At 53.7% G+C, this 19,975-nt stretch carries 22 protein-coding genes and 2 pseudogenes; 12 read left to right on the plus strand and 12 right to left on the minus strand.

Annotated elements, in window-relative coordinates:
• A pseudogene (locus AC1DUO_RS20520) lies at positions 1–866 on the plus strand (alkaline phosphatase family protein); the annotation flags it as partial.
• Positions 863–1,756 (plus strand): metallophosphoesterase, encoded by an 894-nt coding sequence (locus tag AC1DUO_RS20525; RefSeq protein WP_013578418.1) that lies wholly within the window; start codon positions 863–865, stop codon positions 1,754–1,756. The pseudogene AC1DUO_RS20520 and the gene AC1DUO_RS20525, both read left to right, overlap by 4 nt.
• A gap of 54 nt (positions 1,757–1,810) precedes the next feature.
• Here AC1DUO_RS20525 and AC1DUO_RS20530 read toward each other — a convergent pair whose 3' ends face one another.
• Genes AC1DUO_RS20530 through AC1DUO_RS20540 form a run of 3 tightly spaced genes read right to left on the minus strand, consistent with a single transcriptional unit; the run spans position 1,811 to position 3,275 of the window.
• Positions 1,811–2,107 carry a putative quinol monooxygenase gene (locus AC1DUO_RS20530; RefSeq protein ID WP_051146724.1) on the minus strand — a complete coding sequence of 99 codons (297 nt, stop codon included), beginning with the start codon at positions 2,105–2,107 and terminating at the stop codon, positions 1,811–1,813.
• 50 nt (positions 2,108–2,157) lie between these two features.
• Positions 2,158–2,547 (minus strand): tautomerase family protein, encoded by a 390-nt coding sequence (locus AC1DUO_RS20535; RefSeq protein WP_013578416.1) that lies wholly within the window; start codon positions 2,545–2,547, stop codon positions 2,158–2,160.
• 35 nt (positions 2,548–2,582) lie between these two features.
• Entirely contained in the window at positions 2,583–3,275 is a 693-nt protein-coding gene (locus AC1DUO_RS20540) for a TetR/AcrR family transcriptional regulator (protein ID WP_013578415.1), read from the minus strand.
• 105 nt (positions 3,276–3,380) lie between these two features.
• Here AC1DUO_RS20540 and AC1DUO_RS20545 point away from each other — a divergent pair, with 105 nt between their 5' ends.
• The 6 genes and pseudogenes from AC1DUO_RS20545 to AC1DUO_RS20570 all read left to right on the plus strand — a co-directional run bounded on the left by AC1DUO_RS20545 (position 3,381) and on the right by AC1DUO_RS20570 (position 6,993).
• The gene (locus AC1DUO_RS20545) at positions 3,381–4,601 is read left to right on the plus strand and encodes an MFS transporter (RefSeq protein WP_013578414.1); all 1,221 of its coding nucleotides are present in this window, start codon (positions 3,381–3,383) and stop codon (positions 4,599–4,601) included.
• Positions 4,602–4,629: 28 nt separating this feature from the next.
• Entirely contained in the window at positions 4,630–5,040 is a 411-nt protein-coding gene (locus AC1DUO_RS20550) for a GlcG/HbpS family heme-binding protein (RefSeq protein WP_013578413.1), read from the plus strand.
• A gap of 171 nt (positions 5,041–5,211) precedes the next feature.
• Positions 5,212–5,430 carry an aldo-keto reductase family protein gene (locus AC1DUO_RS20555; RefSeq protein ID WP_041689240.1) on the plus strand — a complete coding sequence of 73 codons (219 nt, stop codon included), beginning with the start codon at positions 5,212–5,214 and terminating at the stop codon, positions 5,428–5,430.
• Positions 5,431–5,471: 41 nt separating this feature from the next.
• Entirely contained in the window at positions 5,472–5,909 is a 438-nt protein-coding gene (locus AC1DUO_RS20560; RefSeq protein ID WP_242775689.1) for a fumarylacetoacetate hydrolase family protein, read from the plus strand.
• Positions 5,884–6,426, plus strand: a pseudogene (locus tag AC1DUO_RS20565) (ATP-binding cassette domain-containing protein); the annotation flags it as partial. The gene AC1DUO_RS20560 and the pseudogene AC1DUO_RS20565, both read left to right, overlap by 26 nt.
• A gap of 36 nt (positions 6,427–6,462) precedes the next feature.
• On the plus strand, positions 6,463–6,993 hold the full coding sequence (locus AC1DUO_RS20570) for a thioredoxin fold domain-containing protein (protein WP_013578412.1): 531 nt from the start codon (positions 6,463–6,465) through the stop codon (positions 6,991–6,993).
• Between the two features lie 518 nt (positions 6,994–7,511).
• Here the strand turns inward: AC1DUO_RS20570 and AC1DUO_RS20575 are convergent.
• From AC1DUO_RS20575 to AC1DUO_RS20590, 4 genes are all read right to left on the minus strand, one after another.
• The gene (locus AC1DUO_RS20575; RefSeq protein WP_013578411.1) at positions 7,512–7,949 is read right to left on the minus strand and encodes a VOC family protein; all 438 of its coding nucleotides are present in this window, start codon (positions 7,947–7,949) and stop codon (positions 7,512–7,514) included.
• Between the two features lie 251 nt (positions 7,950–8,200).
• Positions 8,201–9,052: an SMP-30/gluconolactonase/LRE family protein gene (locus tag AC1DUO_RS20580; protein ID WP_015697042.1), complete on the minus strand. Its 852-nt coding sequence runs from the start codon at positions 9,050–9,052 to the stop codon at positions 8,201–8,203.
• A gap of 87 nt (positions 9,053–9,139) precedes the next feature.
• Positions 9,140–9,613, minus strand: a complete 474-nt coding sequence (locus tag AC1DUO_RS20585; protein ID WP_015697043.1) for a DMT family transporter — start codon at positions 9,611–9,613, stop codon at positions 9,140–9,142.
• Between the two features lie 14 nt (positions 9,614–9,627).
• Positions 9,628–11,025 carry an amidohydrolase family protein gene (locus AC1DUO_RS20590; RefSeq protein ID WP_015697044.1) on the minus strand — a complete coding sequence of 466 codons (1,398 nt, stop codon included), beginning with the start codon at positions 11,023–11,025 and terminating at the stop codon, positions 9,628–9,630.
• A gap of 130 nt (positions 11,026–11,155) precedes the next feature.
• Between AC1DUO_RS20590 and AC1DUO_RS20595 the strand changes: the two genes are divergently transcribed.
• Entirely contained in the window at positions 11,156–12,073 is a 918-nt protein-coding gene (locus tag AC1DUO_RS20595; RefSeq protein WP_015697045.1) for a LysR family transcriptional regulator, read from the plus strand.
• 93 nt (positions 12,074–12,166) lie between these two features.
• On the opposite strand, the gene AC1DUO_RS20600 is transcribed toward AC1DUO_RS20595, so the two are convergent.
• Positions 12,167–13,357, minus strand: coding sequence for an MFS transporter (locus AC1DUO_RS20600; RefSeq protein WP_119261557.1), 1,191 nt, complete (start codon positions 13,355–13,357; stop codon positions 12,167–12,169).
• A gap of 87 nt (positions 13,358–13,444) precedes the next feature.
• Between AC1DUO_RS20600 and AC1DUO_RS20605 the strand changes: the two genes are divergently transcribed.
• Positions 13,445–14,239 carry an AraC family transcriptional regulator gene (locus tag AC1DUO_RS20605; RefSeq protein ID WP_449649119.1) on the plus strand — a complete coding sequence of 265 codons (795 nt, stop codon included), beginning with the start codon at positions 13,445–13,447 and terminating at the stop codon, positions 14,237–14,239.
• A 553-nt stretch (positions 14,240–14,792) separates the two neighbouring features.
• Positions 14,793–15,248, plus strand: coding sequence for a DUF5680 domain-containing protein (locus tag AC1DUO_RS20610; RefSeq protein WP_032160536.1), 456 nt, complete (start codon positions 14,793–14,795; stop codon positions 15,246–15,248).
• Between the two features lie 255 nt (positions 15,249–15,503).
• On the opposite strand, the gene AC1DUO_RS20615 is transcribed toward AC1DUO_RS20610, so the two are convergent.
• On the minus strand, positions 15,504–16,172 hold the full coding sequence (locus AC1DUO_RS20615; protein WP_121019299.1) for a class I SAM-dependent methyltransferase: 669 nt from the start codon (positions 16,170–16,172) through the stop codon (positions 15,504–15,506).
• Positions 16,173–16,505: 333 nt separating this feature from the next.
• Here AC1DUO_RS20615 and AC1DUO_RS20620 point away from each other — a divergent pair, with 333 nt between their 5' ends.
• The gene (locus tag AC1DUO_RS20620; protein WP_024191716.1) at positions 16,506–17,000 is read left to right on the plus strand and encodes a 2-thiouracil desulfurase family protein; all 495 of its coding nucleotides are present in this window, start codon (positions 16,506–16,508) and stop codon (positions 16,998–17,000) included.
• A 317-nt stretch (positions 17,001–17,317) separates the two neighbouring features.
• Here AC1DUO_RS20620 and AC1DUO_RS20625 read toward each other — a convergent pair whose 3' ends face one another.
• From AC1DUO_RS20625 to AC1DUO_RS20635, 3 genes are all read right to left on the minus strand, one after another.
• On the minus strand, positions 17,318–18,298 hold the full coding sequence (locus tag AC1DUO_RS20625; RefSeq protein ID WP_121019300.1) for an NAD(P)H-quinone oxidoreductase: 981 nt from the start codon (positions 18,296–18,298) through the stop codon (positions 17,318–17,320).
• A 40-nt stretch (positions 18,299–18,338) separates the two neighbouring features.
• The gene (locus tag AC1DUO_RS20630; RefSeq protein WP_121019301.1) at positions 18,339–18,665 is read right to left on the minus strand and encodes a carboxymuconolactone decarboxylase family protein; all 327 of its coding nucleotides are present in this window, start codon (positions 18,663–18,665) and stop codon (positions 18,339–18,341) included.
• Positions 18,666–18,706: 41 nt separating this feature from the next.
• On the minus strand, positions 18,707–19,975 hold a 1,269-nt coding region (locus AC1DUO_RS20635; RefSeq protein WP_477988542.1), incomplete at its 5' end, for an NAD-dependent succinate-semialdehyde dehydrogenase.

Raw genomic sequence — 19,975 nt, forward strand, 5'->3', positions numbered from 1 at the left:
GGATGCGCCTTTGTGACGATGTGGTAGGAGAGTTTCTCTCTTGGCACAGCCTTCAACCCGACCGGGACGAAATCAGCATCTTCGTCGTGTCTGACCACGGGCACATTACTATTAGTGGTTTAGTGTCAGTTGCAGAAGAACTGCGAAAGGCCGGCTTTGCCGCAGACTCGTCTTTCGAGGATAATGCTACTGATCTTCTTTTGAGACCCGGCCGTGCAGCGGGAATTTGGATGCGAAGGTTCGATCCCGTACTTCTCGGGGATGTTTTGAGCTTTCTGACTGAACAAGAATGGTTCGGTGGTGCATTTACTCGTGCCATTGAGCCGGGGGGCCCTGACGGTATCCTGGCCAATACGCTGGCGCTCGAACTCATTGGTGCTGGCGGACCCCGCGCACCAGATTTATGCGTCAATCTTGCAGCTGGTCTCGGCGTCAGCGCAGCTGGCATCCGTGGTAGTGCCTATTATGATGCGGGTGACTACGACTTGCGGTTGGGTGGTGGAACACATGGCGGTCTTCACGCTGCCGAGCTTTCGTCCGTTCTAGCCACCTATGGAGCGGGGCAGGCGAAGGGGCTCATTACGGATGCGCCAAGCTCGATCACAGATATCGCTCCGACAGTCCTGAGCATATTAGGTATACCATGCCCAGCATCAATGAGCGGGAGGATCCTAAGAGAGCTTACTGACGACAGGTCAATTTTGAGCGAGGTCACCAGTAAGAGGATACGATCGTCGGGAGGCATCAAACCAACCGTGCTAAGCGTCTCCAAGTTGGGTGACCGCATGTACCTGAACGAAGGAGGCGTTGAGGGGACTATGTCGCACGACATCACGACAAGTGGCGGTGTCGGAGCGGTACAATGACCAACACAGTCCGCGCGGAGAACGTTAGAATACCGTTGGAAGTGGATTTCAGAAGTGGGGATTGGGAGCACTTCCGTATCAGAGCGCAAGCACCGATGACCTCTCGCCGGATCTACGCGGTCGCTGATATCCACGGCTATGATTTTCAGCTCAACTCCATGGTGAGGAGAATCTGGGAAGATATGGCGGAGGTGCCGAGCGAAAACCCCATCATTGTATTTCTTGGTGACTATATCGATCGTGGCCCGAACTCCAAACTCGTGGTCGAAAGACTTTGTGAACTGCAGAAAAGCAGAATCTTGGACTGTGTTTTATTGAGAGGTAACCATGAGCAATGGCTCATCGATTTCTCGCAAGACAGTACCGTTCTTCCTGTCTGGGGCCGAAAAGGAGGTGTGCAGACTCTCTGTTCATATGGGGTGCCCTTGTCGCAAATTGAAGCAGGCATCGAGGACCCCTTGGTTGCCGAAGATGTCCGTCATCAATTCTTGAACCTAGTGCCAGTGGAACATATGGCGTTCTTTCGTTCATTACTGAGTCACTTTGAATTTGGTGACTACTTTTTTGCCCACGCGGGCGTTGATCCAGATATCCCGCTCGATCAGCAGACTGATCATGACCTGACGTGGATCCGGTACAAATTCTTGGAGTCAAGAAAAGATTTCGGGAAAGTAGTGGTCCATGGACATACCCCGGCCAAGAACGTAGAAAGCCTGCCGAACAGAATTAACGTTGATACGGAAATTTACACCCGCGGAGTTCTCAATTGCGTAATTCTGGAGGATAGAACTCGTCACCTCCTCAGCGTTAAAGGTGATAGCTCAATGCCAGCTAACGTGAAGATCTCTTTGCCTGATAGTCATCATAGCCGCCTGCCGTCCATCAAATAACAAAAAGCGCAGCCGATAAACTGCGCTCTCTTTCAAGATCTCGACCTGTGCGACTTATGGCTGGGTTTTTTCGTCCCAGCGTTCAAAATGAAGCACCGAGCCGCTGGCCTGAATCCATTCGACGAATGCCTTGGTATGCGCGTATTGCAGATGGGCGTCGAACGCCGCCTGGTCGCGGAATTTTTCGTACACGGCGAAGCGGTTGGCGATCTGCGGGTGCTGATGAACGGTGAAACCGAGACAGCCAGGTTCGGCGCGGGTTGCCGGCACCAGTTTGTCGAACTGCGCGGCAAGCTCGTGCTCCTTGCTGGCAGGAGCGGTCGGGAAGGCGATGATGGTGATCGTGCTCATGAATTGATTCTCCTATCGATGATGGGGCGTGCTGACGGTTGCAGCGTCAGTCACAACTCGCCAGTCAGGAATTGCGCGCGCCCGCGCCCGAAAGACCAGTCGGCGTCGGTGTTCTCCACCAGCGAAACGATCAGGTCATCCGGCGACAGACCACACGCAGCCTGCAATTTCTCCGCCAGCAGTCGGTAGAACTCGGTTTTCTGTTCTTGCCGACGCGGGCGGGATACGACCGTCAGCAGCACGACATGGGCCGAGCGCGAATAGCCCAGCCCGGTGTCTTGCAATACCAATTCGCCGGGACGGTGTTGAGTCACGACCTGATAGCGGTCACTGGGCGGCACCTGGAACGCCTGAACCATTGCCTCATGGGCAGCGTCCAGCAGCGTGCGGATCTGTTCCTCACTGCGACCTTCGATCACGTCAAACTTGATAAGTGGCATCTTTGATTTCCTGTCATAGCAAAGGTGGGTTGTAGTCAGGATGTCCTGGCACCCTTGGTTCTGTAATGGCCGAGGAAGATGTCCACGGCCTCATCGATCACCGCCTGGCGTTCGGTACGGCTGAATTTCTCGTCACGTCCCAATACCCGAATCCATAACAGCGGCTCGTCGATCAGACCCAGGAACTGGCGGGCGGCGCGTTCGCCGTTCGTGACGTTCAACGCCCCGATTTCGGCTTGTTTCTCGATATAGGCGCGCACGGCCCCCATCGCCGGCGTCTTGCCGTGCTCGAAGAAGCTCTCGATGAGATCCGGGAAGCGCGCGCCCTCGGCGATGACCATGCGTAGGAAATCGATCGCCAGCGGCGGCTCCCAGAACGCGGCAACTGCGACTGCGATGCGGCGCAGGCCGACTTCCGGGTCGGCCTGCGTCTCGGCCTCGGCCACAATGTCCAGCACCGGGAAGGCGCTCCAGACGCGCTCGATCACGGCGCGGAACAGGGCTTCCTTGCCGTCCGGGAACTGGTTGTAGAGCGTGCGCCGCGCGGCACCAGCCTCCTGTGACACCAGATCCATGCTCGTGCTCTCGTAGCCCTGCCGCAGAAAGACCCGTGTGGCCGCTGCAAGGATGGCGTCGCGCTTGGAGAGCGCGGCCGCAGGCGCCGCTACAGCCTCAAAGATCGAAACCACGGGCTGCGACGAGGCCGTGTTGCGCTTTTGTGTGGGCATATGAATCTCCTCTTGACTGCACGGTATTGTGCAATACAGAATTGCACTATACCGTGCAGTGCATGTGAGAGCAAGCAAAGCACTCCCTTCAACCGAGTGAGTCCCATGAACACAAAGAATACCCCCTCAACGGCCGCGTCCCAGCCGGGGCGCGGCACGCTGGCGCTGCTGGCGGCGGCCTGCGGCATCACCGTCGGCAATGTCTATCTGTGCCAGCCGCTGCTCGACCAGATAGCGGTGAGCCTGGGCGTGCCCGCGCAGACCGCCGGTCTGGTCGCTGTCGGCGCGCAGGTCGGCTACGCGCTGGGCATCCTGCTGGTGCTACCGCTGGCTGATGTGATTGCTTCACGCAAGCTGGCGCGCACGCTGCTGGCGCTGACTGCGCTGTTCCTGCTGGCGGCCGCCCTGTCGCCGACGACGCCGCTGCTGATCGCGGCCAGTGTGGCACTGACGGCCACGACGGTCATCCCGCAAATCCTGATCCCGATCATTTCGGGGCTGGCCGCACCCGAACATCGCGGGCGCATCATTGGCACGCTGCAAACCGGGCTGATTCTCGGCATCCTGCTGTCGCGTACTGTTTCCGGCGCGGTGGCGCAGGCGACCGACACCTGGCGTTCGCCCTACCTGCTGGCGGCGATCCTGACCGGGCTGTTGCTATTGATCGTGCCGCGTCTGATCCCTGACCGCGAGCGTGGGGCAACGCATACCGGCTACCTTAACCTGCTGCGCTCGCTGCCGCCGCTGCTGCGGTACCGTCCGCTGCGCCTGTCGATGACGCTGGGCTTCCTGGTCTTCGGCGCCTTCTCGGCTTTCTGGGCAACCTTGGCCTTCGAGCTGGCCAGTCCGGCCTTCGGCCTCGGCCCTGCTGCCGCCGGTCTGTTCGGGTTGTACGGCGCGCCGGGGGCCATCCTGGCGCCGATGGCCGGACGGCTGTCTGACCGCATCGGCTCGTTCAAGGTCAACCTGCTGTCGCTGGCGGCCGTCGCCGTGGCCTTCGCGCTGGGGGGCTGGGTCGGCGGCATCTCGCTGCTGGCGCTGGTGGTGGCGGTCAACCTGCTCGACTTCGGCCTGCAAAGCGGCCAGATCGCCAACCAGACCCGCATCTTCGCGCTCGGCAACGACATCCGCGCCCGCGTCAACACGCTCTACATGGTCGCCACCTTCGGTGGCGGCGCGGCTGGTTCGTTCGCGGGCACGCTGGCCTGGAGTCTGGGCGGCTGGACTGCCGTCTGTGTTCTGGCTCTGGCGCTCGCAGCCATGGCTGGCGTAGTGCTTATCCTGAACCGGCCATCCTCCTCTCATTCCTCGGGCGCGCAAGCCTGATCCATAGCAACTGAAAAGGAGCCATTCCATGAAAACCCATTCCCATCTCGACTACGCCGATGCCCAGCGCATCGTGAATGCCAGCATCGAAGCCGCCGCCAGCCTGGGCCTGGCCGCTAGCATTGCCGTGCTCGACCCGGCCGGGCATCTCGTGCTGCTCGCCCGCATGGACGGGGCCTCGTTCCAGACGCCGGACGTGGCGCGTGGCAAGGCGCTGACCTCGGCGATGATGAAAAAGCCCAGCGGTATCATCGAGACAGCGACGTTGGCCCGCCTGACGCTGGCGAGTTTCGACGATGGCCGCCTGCCGATTCAGGGCGGCTTGCCGGTGTTCTCGGGCGATCAACTCGTCGGCGCCGTGGGCGTGTCCGGCGGCACGCCCGACCAGGACGAGGCCATCGCCAAGGCGGGCATCGACGCCTGGGCTGCGGCAGCTTGATTCTCCGTACAGCAGCCATCCCTTATGGCACCGCAACCCAAGAAAGGATGACCCCATGAAGATTCTGTTCGTTCTGACCTCGCACGACCGCCTCGTGACCGGCCAGAACCCCGCAAGCTCCGAAGGCGTCGCGCAGGCGCTGCTGCGACAACAGGGCTGAGGCAAGCGGCGATGCAGACTCGTCTCATCCCATCCTCGCAGGAAGCTCTGCCGGTTATCGGCCTGGGCACCTACCGGGGCTTCGACATTACGCTGTCGGGCGGGAATGCCGCCCGGCTTGCCGGGGTGCTGGATGCACTGTTCGCCTCCGGCGGCCGCGTGGTGGACAGTTCGCCCATGTACGGACGCGCCGAGCGCGTGGCGGGCGAACCGGCAGTGACGTGCCTTTAGCGTCGCTCAAGAGCGATGCCCCTGCGCTGGATTTGGCCTCGGTGCGGCTGCTCGCACCGATCCCGAAGCCGGCCCGTAACCTGTTCTGCGTCGGCAAGAACTACACCAACCACGCGCAGGAGTTCACCAAGAGCGGCTTCGATGCCGACCAGACGGCGGCCGATGCGATTCCGACCAGCCCGATCGTGTTCTCCAAGATGCCGGAGACGGTGATCGCGTACGGCGACCGCATCTGGGATGCGGCGGGCGTGAGCGATGCATTGGACTACGAGGCGGAGCTGGCGGTCATCATCGGCAAGGGCGGACGCGCCATCGCCAGGGCCGACGCGCTGAACCACGTCTGGGGTTACACCATCCTCAACGACGTGACCGCACGCGACTGGCAGAAGCGCCACAAGCAGTGGCATCTCGGCAAGTCGTTCGACAACTTCGGCCCGCTGGGGCCGGTAGCCGTTAACGGAGCCGTCCGGCTGTGGTAAAACCACACTGATGAGGGTCATGGCTGGACTTATCAGGCCCGACTGCGGGATCATCAAAGCCGGAGGTTATGACATCCTTGCACTAGGCCTGAACAATTACAGAAAAGGGATTTCATGCATCCTTAAGGATGACAGACTCTTTGCCTGTTCGCTCAGGGAAAACATTACCGGCTTCAGCAATGCTGTTGATGAAGAATACATGATGAAATGTACGCGCCTTTGCAACAGCCATGACGATATTATGTGTCTGCCTATGGGCTATGACACTTTCGTCGGGGAGTTGGGTGAAGGTTTATCAGGAGGACAGCGTCAGCGAATCTTTATTGCCCGCGCTCTTTATCGTCGTCCCGGTATTATTTTCATGGACGAGGCGACCAGCCATCTTGATGAAAAAAATGAAAACGTCATCAATGAGGCTATCGCCGGGCCGAATATTACGCGAATTATTATTGCTCATCGCTCCTCAACTATCGCTTCGGCTGACAGAATTATCACTATCAATGGTCCGGTTATTTAGATGCTGAATACCTGGTTCAAATGCGCGGAATAAAATATGAAAAGTTACCTGATGTTGTTTTTAATTATCCTGTGCTTTCCTTTCGCTGCAGCCTCTGATGAGCTGTCGCCCGAACAGTCCGTGCAGGAAATTACGGCAAAGCTCAGCGAGCTTTCACCGATTACATGGCCAGCGACGCCGGAAAAATATCACCTTGTGATCTTTATTGACAATCAGTGCAGTTATTGTACCGATGTGGTCAAAAGGGTACAGCAGTACACGGATGCAGGGCTCACCATGTCCTTCCTGACCGTTGCTCCGCCGGCAATAAAACAGCAGGTTATCGGCGATATGGCCAGAGTGTGGTGTTCCGTTTCACCGCGTGAGAGCCTGCGGAAAGCCATGACCGGCTTTTTGCCTGATAATGATGCGACGCCTGAATGTGTAAGGAGGGTTATGGCACAGTCTGCCCTGGCGGAACGTGTTGGCATTCAGGTCTCACCTGTGATGGTGGTGGTACAGGATAAGCCAGTGGTTTTTTTGGGGAACGCCAGCCCTTCAGAAATTCTTAAAGCGCTGGAGCAGTAGGCTGAGGAATTTTTCCCCGCCGCAAGAGCATTAAGAGGCGTCAGGCAGCTGTGGGCGCTTCCGGTCTTTCTGGATGGATTTATCGAAACAGAGAAGACCGGAGCGCCTGTTAATGCTGCTACCGGAGTAATGATTCAATGACCGCACTGAAGCCAATATTTCCCGTAAACTCTTTCAGCGTGTCCGTATTTTTTTCGAGATAAGTTTTCAGCTCCGCCTTCGCCAGGCGTTCTTCAGTCGCCTCAGTTTCAAAATTGATTTTTTTTAATCCGGCGGTTGTTGACAGTTTACCGGCGTAAACAGAGTCGCTGAGGGCGGTTTTTATATCTGTGCCGTCAGTAAAAAATACATATTTCAGTTAGCGATGATTTCCCATGCTGCCACCTGTGCAGCCGCCGCGGTTGCTAAAACCGGAGCCGGTCTGTCCATAGTGATTGGCCTGGCTTCCGCTGCCGCGGTTTGTGGTCTGGTAATATCACTGTTTTAATTAGAGGATAACAGGTCATAATATGTGGGCCTCATTGACTGCGTTCCATCAATTCAAGCGTCTGACCATCAGGGCTTTGTAAATATATTACTCTGGTTCCCTGCATGGGGCCTGACAACACTGTCTGAGGTTTACCCGGCGTCTTCCAGCCGTAGTCCGATACTTTGCCCAAGAGCGTATCAAGCTCCTCAACTATAAAAGCAATGTGAGCGTAGCCTGGGATATAGGGCGCTGAAGGTTCTTCTGGCTGCTCAATGTTATTGTATTGTAGTAATTCAATTTGAATATCAGCCAGTTCAAGCAAAGCCATTCGTACATCAGCTCCCCTTGCACCTGTTACCTCATCGATTATAGGTCCAGACATTTTTCCTTCACGTAATAATTTACCTCCAAGAATCTGAGTCCAAAAAAATAATGAGTCTTCAATGTTTTTAACTGAAAAACCAACGTGATTAACACTTAAGATCATGCAATTACCTGCTGAGTTTTGAAAGTTCATCATCCAACTATATAGAAAGCCTGCTTTATTTCTACACGATAAATGCGCGACCGTTTTACAAGCCTGCATCTTTTATCGATAAATTGCGAATGACTATATCTCGCTCACGGCGGACCTTCAGCGCCACGTGCTTGTCTGCTGTGTGCCAGAAGCGGACATTACTGGCAGACTGAAGCAGATAAAGTCCTGCCCGCATGCGGCAATTAGAGCTCTCACATTGTTTATGCTGCAAACCGGCTTTCTGGTAAACCGGCAAAGACTGCAGATTCGGCCTTCAGTAAAGCACCGTCATAAATTGATGGCGCAGAAAGCCCCACAGAAGCAGTGGTGCAGTAGAGGTTGGTGAAGCCCTCACCGGCCAGTATCGGACAGGTGCTCTGGATACCAGGGGATGGCAGGATAGTGTCTGTGGTCCCATCCGGACTGTAACGAACAATACGATTCCCTCCCCATTCAGCATTCCATAAATAGCCCATCGCATCCACGCAGGAGCCGTCAGGTGCACCATTGCCTGCTGTTTCGGTGAACACGCGCGGGTTCTCCAGAGATGGATAATCGCAGCAGAATATTTTGCCCTGCATCGAGTCGCTGTAATAGATCGTGCAGCCATCGGGGCTGAAACAGATGCTGTTCGGGATGGCGACCTCGGGCAGCGCAAGCGTTTCAACAGTCAGCGTTGCAGCATTTAGTCGGTGAAACTTACCGATGACTTTTACGGGATAACCTTCATCCATAGTCCCAAAGACAAAATTACCGGCACGGTCGCACCGTCCGTCACCTGTGCGGGTGCCTGTTTCTCCCGGTGAGGCTGCCACCGTTGTAAGAATACCGGTGTTGAGATCATAGAAAGCCAGCCTGGACGCGAGTCCCATCAGCAGAATGTGACTCTTTTCGGTCAGGGCAAAGGATCCAAGGCGTTCTGGCAGCGACCAGCGCATCACAGCGTCATCGCCTTCTTCTAAGGCGAGTAGTTCACTGCATTCAATGTCAGTCCAATAGAGTCTGCATGTTCTTTCACACCACAGGGGGCACTCTCCCAGCGTATTCCTGACATCAGCTGCAATTGAAAACATGTTAATCCTCCGGATAAATAAAGGTCGTACTGCACATTGAGCGTGACTCACCCGCGTCTGCGCTGTGGTAAACGTGGGTAAACGCAGTTACTGCAGATAACGCGCAGAAAGTCGATCGCTGAAAAGCATGACGGCAAGTCCGATCAGCATAACCAGCATTCCCCCCAGCCTGAGTAACGAAACCGGACGCCGCACAGCGCCCAACAAGCCAAAATGATCAATCATCTGCGAGGAAAGTAACTGTCCGACAATCGCCAGCCCGAGCAGAGCTGAAAACCCAATTTTCGGCGCAAGCACGACATAGCTGAACAGTGCACATGCACCTATCATTCCGCCCGCCAGACTCCAGAGGGGTTGCGACGGGATCGCCGCTAGCGATGTCATCAACCCACCCCGCAGCAGCGCGTAAATCCCTAGACTGAACGCGCCCGCCGTAAATGAAAACAGCGCCGCAGTGACCGGGTCGCCGCCCAGTCCCTTTGCCAGCTGGCTGTTCAGGGTCGTCTGCAGGGTGATCCCCAGACCTGCGGCAAAAGCGATTACGTAATAGGTCATGCCCATGCTTTTCATCCTGGTCAGTCGGCCTGCACCAGCGGCAGGAAGGTGTCAGCAAAAATGTCAGGCTGGTAGCCAGAGGCTGCAAAAAGGTGCTCACGCGACTCATCAATCGCCGCACGTAGTCGCGCGCTGTCTACGCCCAGCACCTTACCGTTCTGTTTAACGATGCGTCCGCCGATCATGACGGTGTCGATGTTGCTGCGCTCGGCGGCATGAACCACCGTGCCAAAGGCATTGCCGGACGGGTAAAGATTGAGATCACTGACGCTAATCAGCACCAGGTCGGCTTGTTTGCCTGGCGTCAGGCTGCCAACTTTGTCCTGCAGCCCTGCACAGGCAGCGCCATCAAGAGTCGCGGCTTTAAGGAGTTGCGCCGCCGGAAGCGTTTTCAGCGCATGTTCAGAATCGCAGCACTGCTGCTGATGCATGCCCATCACGCGCTGCAGGTAAAAGGCGACGCGCATCTCCATAAACATATCGGTGCTGTACGACGTTTCATTGTCTACGCTCAGGCCAGGGTTGATGCCATGACGCTGCGCGGCCTCAATGGCGAACATCCCGCTTTCGATGCCATAGTGCGAATCTGAGCGCGGGCAGACGTTCACCCGGACACCGGCCTCCCGCAGAATTTCCCATCCCCTGTCGGGCAGCGCCGTGCAGTGATTGAAAATATTGTCCGGACCCAGAAGCCCCTGCTGATGCAGCGACTCAAGTTCAGACCCCATCTCAGCGCCAAAGAACTCAGTGACAATCGACAGTCCCAGCCGGCGGGCTTCGGCCCACAACTCCGGCTCCAGCTGGGCCATGACGGCGAGAGAGACCAGGCTTTCAGGGTTGTCGGTGAAATACTTATCCTGCAGACGCTGCCAGTTTCCCGGCCAGTGCGCTTTATCCCATTCGCCAGCTACCGGTGCGCCGGAAGCATGAATGGCACGAATGCCGGTATCAAGCAGGGCCTCGACGGCGGCATCGGAATGCGCTGCGGTTCGGCTGTTGTGCGAGTTATCGATCATTGTGGTGATGCCCGCGTCAATAGCGCCCAGCGCCGTCAGCAGGTTGCCAACATAGATATCGGCAGGACGGTAATATTTAGCGAAGGAGAAGTGCGTGGCGTTGCTGTAGTCGTCCAGGCAGGTGGCGTTTGGGTTAATGCGGCGCAACTGTCCTTCCCATGCGTGACGATGAGAATCGACCATTCCCGGCATGGCGATCATGTTGGTGGCATCAATGACATGCGCACCAGGCACATCCAGGTTCTGGCCCACGGCGGTAATAGTTGAGCCGTTGATGAGAATATCGCCGTGCTCAATGTTACCGACGCTCCCATCCATGCTCAGTATCGTGGCGCCACGAATCAACGTAGCCTGTGAAGTACTATTCTGATTATTAACAATATTTCGGATGTATTTGGTCATTAAACCTGCCTCTTTCCTGATTAATGGGGAAACGATACACCACGTTATTAGCCTGAATAAGATGCTTAAAGCGTTTTCATAATTCATAATTCGCGAATAATCAGACTCACTTTTACCCAGGAGCAGGACGATGGATCGGATTCAGGCTATGCAGGTTTTTATAAGGGTTGCTGAAGCCGGAAGCTTTGTGCGCGCGGCAGAGACACTGTCACTGCCAGCTTCCACCGTCACCAGCACGATTAAAAATCTGGAGAAATACCTGCAGGTACGTCTGCTTAACCGGACAACAAGACGGGTCAGCCTCACACCTGAAGGACTGCAGTATCTGGTGCAGTGCCGGGAGATCCTGTCGCTAATTGAACTTAGTGAATCCAGCCTGAGTGATTCCGTCAGGCGACCCCAGGGACGGCTGCGGGTTGATATGCCAGGGGGTATCGCCCACTTCGTCGTCATGCCCAATCTGAAAGAATTTTACCGGCTCTATCCGGATATTTACCTGATGATTGGCGTCAGCGACCGGCAGGTCGATCTTGTTCAGGAAGGGATAGATTGCGTGATCCGAACCGGAGAATTAACCGACTCCACGCTGGTTGCGCGGCCACTTGGCCGGTTTCGCTGGGTGACCTGCGCCTCGCCTGACTATCTCAGGCAATACGGTGTGCCTGAGACGCCGGAAGCGTTGTCGCTGCATCGGGCGATTCATTACTTTTCCGGTTCGGGAAGACGCACTAATGAACTGCGTTTCACACGAGGCACTGAGGCCTTCTCTGTGCCGGTTGAGGGGGATGCAGCCGTTAACGAAACGGGACTCTATATCAGACTGTGCCTTGAGGGTTTTGGGCTGGCGCAGCTTGCTGAGAATGTGATTTCGGAGAATCTGCGGCAAGGCAAACTGGTCGAGGTTCTGGCGGACTGGCAGCCACCTTCCGTGCCGGTGACGATGCTCTATCCGCATCAGCGTTTTCTCTCTCCCGCCGTGCGTGCTTTTGCTGACTGGGTCGGCGAACTTTTCAACGATGTCGCAGGTGAGAAACGGCCTTCCCGGTAAGAGATGGTCTTGAGAGCAAGAGTACGCTTCAGAACGATAATGGACAGCATCCACAGCAGAGGAACCGATCGTTCCCCTGTGGTGCCAGCCAATTCAGCCCGTCTGCTGTACAGGTTCCAGATGCGCATTTCGTCCGGCAGCCATTCCGGTGCAGGCACCTGCGACCGCGATTGCTGCGGTCATCAGTAATGGCAATGTCCAGCCTCCGGACAACTCCTGTACTTTGCCCAGCAGCAGCGGACCCATCGCCGCCATCAGATAACCGACGCTCTGCGCCATGCCTGACAGCGCGGCGGCGTCACCGGCATTTTTGGTACGAAGTCCGATGAAGGTCAGGCCCAGCATCATACTGGCACCCGAGCTGAAGCCGAGAAGAGCAGCCCACAGCATCGCCAGATTCGGCAGGTACATGATGCCGATAAAGGACGCAGCGGTTAACAGGCTGACGCCGGCAGCGGCTGCTTTCTGATCGTTGAGGCGACGCAGCGTGGCGGCCAGAATCAGGCCGGGAATGGCGGTGGTCAGCTGAAGAATGCCGTGTACTTCACCGGCCTGGGCTGAGGAGAGTCCACTGTCCGTTAGAATGGCGGGCAGCCAGCCGACAGCAACATAAAACGGCATCGCATTCAGGCCCATAAACAAGGTGACCTGCCATGCCAGAGGCGAGCGCCAGACCGCGACGGTCGCCGTTGTTTTCTCACCCGCTGCTGGCAACTGATGCTTCATCTTTAACTGGGGCAACCATAAAAGCAACGCAAGCAGCGGTGCAATAACCAACATGGCTAACGCGATGTTCCAGCCCCAGTTCTGCGTCAGAGGAATGACAACGGCTGAACCAATAGCACCAGCCGCGCCCATGGTGATGGAATATGCCCCCGTCACGGAAGCCACGTTGCCAGAAAAGTCGCGTTTGATAAGGCCAGGCAACAGGACATTGCCGAGGGCAATCCCGATACCTATCAATATGGTTCCGCCATAAAGCGCCCAGACACTGCCTGTGGAGCGAAGCAGGATGCCAGCTGAAATCACGGCCAGGGCACCAAAAAGGGTGCGTTCAAGACCGTACTTGTGTGAGATGGATGCGCTCAGCGGTGAAAAGGCGGCAAATGCCAGTAAAGGCAGCGAGTTAAGCAACCCAACGGCAGTAATACTTAGCCCAAAATCATGGCGAATAGACTCTAAAACGGGTGCGATAGCGGTAAAAGGAACACGCAGGTTGATAGCTATAAAAAGGATGCCGGTCACAAGTATGATTGAAGACCACTTGTTCGTAGTGTGGGACATAAATTTTGCTTTCTCTGGTAAAAAGAAAGACTTTAAAGGACGCATGAGTTACAGAATATAGATAACCTGACAACATATAACTAAATCATGCCACTTAATAAAAAACCGGTGACCTCACCGGATGAGTTTAATTCCGATGCTTTCAGTCAGGCTGCTATCGCGCTGCATGTATCATCGTCAGGCGAGTATGCAGGTCAGAGTCAGCACGCTCACCGTAAGGGACAACTTATTATCTCTTTGCGCGGTGCAGTGAGCTGTGAGGTTGAGGATGCGCTGTGGCTTGTTCCACCCGGACATGCTGTCTGGGTTCCGGGTGAAATCCCCCACAGTTGCCGGGTCACGAAGAATGCAGATACCTGCTTTCTGTTTATCGAACCCGGCGCGGCAGCGATGCCGGAAATCTGTTGTACCCTGGCGATTACTTCTCTGGTCCGCGAGCTTGTTCTGTATCTGGCAGAACAGGGACAGGCTTATTCTCCTGACAGTAAAACTGCCAGGCTCGCAGCGGTGCTGCTGGAGCATATTCCGGATGTGCCGGTTGAAGCGCTCCATCTTCCCGTATCCGATCATCCTAAAATCCGGAATATGGCGGAGGCACTTTTTAATGAGCCTGATGATCGGCGAACGTTAAAGCAGTGGGCTGCACATCTGGTCACCAGCGAACGATCGCTGGCCAGGCTGATAAAAGAGGCGACAGGAATGAGCTTTGGTCGCTGGCGTCAGCAACTGCATTTGATGATTGCCCTGAGCCATCTGGCTGAAGGTCAGTCCGTGCAGCGCGTAGCCGGAACGCTGGGATATGATTCGGTCAGCGCATTTATTACGATGTTCAGAAAAGCGCTGGGTAAATCACCGACGCAATATTTTTCGTCTCTAAACTAATGCAAAACAACACAAACCGAATTTTTATAAAGAACCCCAGCGTCCGCTGTTCACTCGTAGCTGCCCTACGTCCTTGGAAGGGGCAGTTTTGTGCCAGAAGCGGAAGTTGTTAACATATAGTGCATTAATCAACAGGGAGCAGGTCATCATGAATGTGCTGGTCTGATCCTGATTGCGGCCAAAAGTCCGATTTATTCAACAAAGCTAGGAATGGTGCTAAAAGCTTGTATCCAGCCATAGGGTTAATTGAAAAAAATTGAGTGCACAAGTAATTATTAGTAATTAGATGTATTATTTAGATTGATTTTGTAAAAAAAAGCTTCAAATAAATTCTGTTCTTAAGGTTTTTCTAAGGTTGCTCATGCATAGTTAGCATCATGAGTAATACGGACTCTCATAGTTGACGTTAAAATTTCATGGAAAGCGAAGATTCCGACATATTTATAAAACAACTTTTATGAATGCTAAGTATTTTTAAATTTCATACCTTTTTAATACATTGACAATTCTAAGGACTTATTATTTGCATGAGATTAAAATTTCGAGAGTGTAAATGGAAGAGTTTTTAATAAAAGCAAATCGTTTTCTTTATAGAAACCCTGAAAATGTAATTATAAAGTCATTAACAGGGGGGGATATGAAAGTCATTGAATATAATGATGGTGGCTATACCTATAGAAATTACTTTACGGAGGGGAGGAATATTTACGGGCAAGTAATCATTTCATTTAAAAAATTCCCCATATGGGTTATGCAGTATCAAGGCGGTGCAACCAATGATAGAATTGATGAAATAACCATTCGCAAAATGAAATCTTTATCAATGAAAAATCAAGGGCTTGCAGATGAACTTTATCCTATTAGAGGGCCTCGGGAAAATAAATTTTCGGGTTTCTTTTATTCCAATACTCTTTTTGGTTCTATCCAAAAATTCCAGGGGCAAGAAACAATACAATTTAATGACGAAACATATTACAGTCTAATTTTATCAGGAGGGGTGTTAGTATGATTCTACCCCCCTCACTAAGATTCTGGCATACCAACCACAGCTAGCTGACATCAATTGGCCGGAAGCAGTCGTTTAACCAGCTTCTAACCATAGATTGTCTGGACTGACCCGGTAGACGATCCTGCCCTATAGTTCAACTACAAAATGTCATTTCTGACATCGAGTTGATTTCCGCTTCTCACTCATAACTGCCAGGAGTTAGCTTGGTACTTAACAATCACATTACACTTTATCAATCTTACCAATTGGATGAGCTTAGAGTGCAGAGCAAACGAGAGTTGCATGATCCCACCATGGGTTATTATTAATCTTTGTAGCGCGAACGGAAAATTGTGCTTCCCGCACCTCATCCAGCAATGCCTGAAGTGGTCGTAAGGTACGCCAAGGTTGACCATTCTTTAGCAATTGATGTTTTTCGATATCATAACAGTCAATGTCTTCAGGGTTGTGGGGGCTCCCACACATGGAACTGATCACAAAGTGCCCTTTGGGTTTAAGAACTCGTTTTACTTCAGCCAGGCAGCGTTGCCGGGCTTCTCCAATAAGACAATGCAAACAACTACCATCAACAATCAGATCAAACTCTAAATCCGAAAATTGAGGTAGGTTGCAGACATCACCAACAATAAAATGGGCGGTGAGATTAGCTTGTTGAAAGCGTTCTTCAGCCCATTTTATTGCAGTTTCAGCTAAATCTACTCCCCAAACTTCATAACCATGCTCGGTAAGATACTGCGCTGCCATTGCGCCATTTCCACATCCAAGCTCAAGAACCTTTGCTCCAGATGGTGGAAGATATTCATGTATGCTGAGCCAGGAAAACACCCGTTCCTGCTGTTCTTTCGCCCTTACATAACCATCTCCAGCCCATGCTGTAGCCCCGTTCGCTATCAGTTCACGATACTGTTTCTCGTAAATATTCATATTGGACATGCTTTACACTCAGCAAATAATCAGCTGTTACTGTATAGCCAAATAACGTGGATATGAAGACGACAATAAAGGTAAAGCGACAGCGCCGCAGTGTCTCCTGTAGAGGAAAAGTTATGGATTGAGAGTCATATTGAACCGTTGCCCGTGCTCAAGGCACACTGTTTTCAGCCACATCGTTGTTATTCCTGGCGAGATATTTTTGTGGCAACGGCGTACGGTCCACTTTTCACTCTTAGCGGCGTATTGGCACTGCCACAGGCATATCTATGTAAAAAGCGAAGGTATTATAATTCAAGCATTCATTTGCCCTGATATACGATAACGATGATAAATAAAATACTGGTAAGTGCTTGCCTAATGGGGTTCAAAGTGCGCTATGACGGAAGCGAGAAAGCACAAATGACCGATCAGTTACAACGCTGGCAGAAAGAGCAGCGTCTTGTGATCCACTGTCCTGAACTGGCCGCTGGGTTGCCAATTCCACGTCCCTCAGCTGAGATTGTTTCTACTGATGGTAAAGACGTAATGAAGGCGCAGGTCAGAATACTTGAAATTACGGGGCAGGATGTAACTGAGCACTATCAGCTTGCCGCCTGGTTGGCATTACGTACAGCTCAGGAGTCAGGTTGTACCGCTGCGTTGTTAACCGACGGCAGTCCAACATGCGGTAGCCAATTCATCTATGACGGTTCATTTAGCGGCCAACGTAAGTCAGGTATGGGAGTCGCAGCTTCGCTACTCACTGAACATGGTATAGCCGTGTTTTCTGAGAAGAGGCTCGCCGATCTCATTGCTTGGATTGATGAGAAAGAACGCTGAACATATTTTTCATTGAGATACGAAAAGAAATCAGCTTTTTTGTTTATTCCTGGACACCTTCTCAGGCCGCTTAGTGCCAGAAGCGGAAATTTCAAATTAGCCCCACCCCAACCACAGACATCTGAACTTAGCTTTGACAAACAATGTAACAGCAATACTCTGATATTACTTTTAACCCATTAGTGATGTTTTTTTATGGCGGTACTTGATTCATTCTCTGACATCGAACAGCCCTGAGCGTATTGCGCGGGCTGTTCATGTCGGATAGCGAAGGGATTGCGGCGAAAAGGCAGAAAAAAACTTCTCGTTTGCGTCATTTACATCGTCAACACAATTTTTCCGACGTTGAGTCCGTCTTCCATACGCTGGTGAGCTTTACTGGCTTCTGCCAGCGGGAACACGCTGTCAATCACCGGGCTCAGTCCATCTTTACCGAAGCGGGTTAACCAGCACTCTTTAAAGCGGCGGGACATCTCATGCTTCACTTCTTGCGAACGCGATTTCATTACCGTACCGATAATCTGCAGATGGCGGTACAACACCCGATCCAGCGGGATCTTCGCGTTTTCAATGCCCCCCATAATGCCAATCTGCACCAGACGTCCACCAAAGTTGAGTGCGTTCACGTTCCGTTCAAAATAAGGCGCGCCAATAAAATCGAGAATAAGGTCAACCCCCTTATTATCCGTGATGCTGGCGACAACCTCGGGGAAGTCTTCCGTCACATAATCAATGACATAATTGGCACCCAGGCGGCGAACGAGAGCGTGCGCTGCAGCATTCGCTGTGGTGATTACCGTCGCGCCCGTCGCATGCGCCAGTTGCACGGCGGCGCCTCCCACACCGCCGGCTCCGGCGTGGATCAGTACTGTTTCCATGGGTTTCAGTTTACCCAGATGGATAAGCGCTTCATGAGCGGTTACAAAGACCTCAGTAATGGCCGCCGCATGGATATAGTCCATACCTTCCGGCACCGGCATAGCCATCCGGTAATCAATGCGTGCCATTTCTGCATAAGCCCCCCCTCCGACGATACCCATAACACGGTCACCCACGTTATAGCCTTTTACATTCTCTCCAACGGCAATAACGTGACCGGCGATTTCTAGCCCCATAATCGTCGAGTCGCCAAAATCAGGGCGGCCATACCCGCCGCGTCGGTGGGTTAGATCGGCCCGGTTGACCCCCGCCGCCCGCGTGCGGACCAGCAGATCATTGGGGCGCAGCTGTGGGTCTGCGACTTCACTGATGTTAAGTACATCGGCCGGACCGAATTGATCAAAGGTGATTGCTTTCATGATTCTGTTTCCCGAAATAAGAAGATGAATAACCCGTCGTTCAGGCCTGTTCGTCAAACGTGGCATTGGCATAGCCAGACGCGGTAATCGCTGCCGGAAAGCCTGCGTAAAACGCCATGTGCGTAATCAGGGCGGAAATTTCTGTTTTGGTCAGACCGTTTTCAATGCCGCGACGCAAGTGGGCCGGTAGTTCATTGAAGTGATTCAGCGCAATAAGACAGGCGATGGTAATCAGACTACGGTCGCGCGGTGCCAGGTCCGGATCTGTCCAGACATCGGAATACAGCGGTTGCTCAACGAAGTCGGAAAGTTTAGGGGTAAATGCGCGGGCAGCTTCACGCGGGCGAGTAAAATCAACAGGTTTCATGGTCAGTTCCTCTTATATTCTGTCATCAGTGATAGTGTGTTTTAGATTTGGCTGATGAATTTATTCACCAGGTAATGGCCGATACCTTCCCGACCGCCCTCTGAACCATGCCCGCTTTCTTTCATGCCGCCGAAAGGCAGTTCCGTCGCCACCATGCGGTACTGATTAATGCCGATCATCCCGGCTTCAAGGCCATCACCAACATCCAGCACGGTACGGGCGTCTCGCGTAAAAGCGTAAGCTGACAGGGCATACGGCAGACGGTTTGCTTCTGCCAGACCATCCTCAAGCGCGTCGAACGGACGCATCACGGCAATTGGGCCAAAAGGTTCTTCGTGCATGATCCGTGCTTCCATCGGCACATCGGCAAGCACCGTGGGTTCAAAGAAAAAGCCTGGACGGTTGAGTCGTTTCCCACCTGTGAGCACTTTCGCGCCCAGGACGACAGCATCGGCAATCAACGCTTCCATTTTTTCCAGCTGGCGGATATTCGCCAACGGCCCCACCTGGGTGTTTTCTGCCATCCCATCGCCGATCACCAGTTGCTCCGTCGCACTCACAAAGCGTTCGACAAACTGTGAGTAAACACTGCGCTGAATAAGAAAGCGGGTTGAAGAGATACAGATTTGGCCAGTGCCCCGGAACCGGTTAGCCGCCCCGCCAACCGCCGCCGCTTCAATGTCTGCGTCGGCAAAAACCAGTACCGGCCCATGGCCGCCAAGTTCCAGGGTAATTGGTTTAACACCGGCGGCAGCACGCTCAGACAGCAGTCGACCTACCGGTACAGAACCGGTGAATRCCACTTTGCGAATAACCGGTGAGGCGATAAGAGTGGCGGAAACCTGATCTGGCACGCCAAACACAATTTGCAGTACGCCTTTAGGCAAACCGGCATCATCCAGGCAGCGTGCCAGAGCCAGCGCCGTCGCCGGGCTCTCTTCACCGGGTTTCAGGATTACGCTACAACCTGCGGCCAGTGCCGCTGATAATTTGCGTGCCGGGGTAATGGCCGGGAAATTCCACGGGGTAAAGGCGGCAACCGGGCCGATGGGCTCTCTTTTGACCAGTTGCAGCACACCGGGGCGATTTGACGGTACAACACGTCCATCAATGCGGCGGACTTCCTCCGCAAACCATTCAAAATAGTCGGCTGCCCGCAGCACTTCGTCGCGGCTTTCATACAGGGGTTTACCTTCTTCCAGCGTCATTAGCGAGGCAATATGTTCAGCGCGTTCGCGCATCAGGGCGGCGGCATTTTTCATAATGCGGGCGCGTTCGGCAGGCACGGTATGGCGCCAGACGTCATAGCC

Source organism: Rahnella sp. P4_A8, assembly GCF_056402435.1.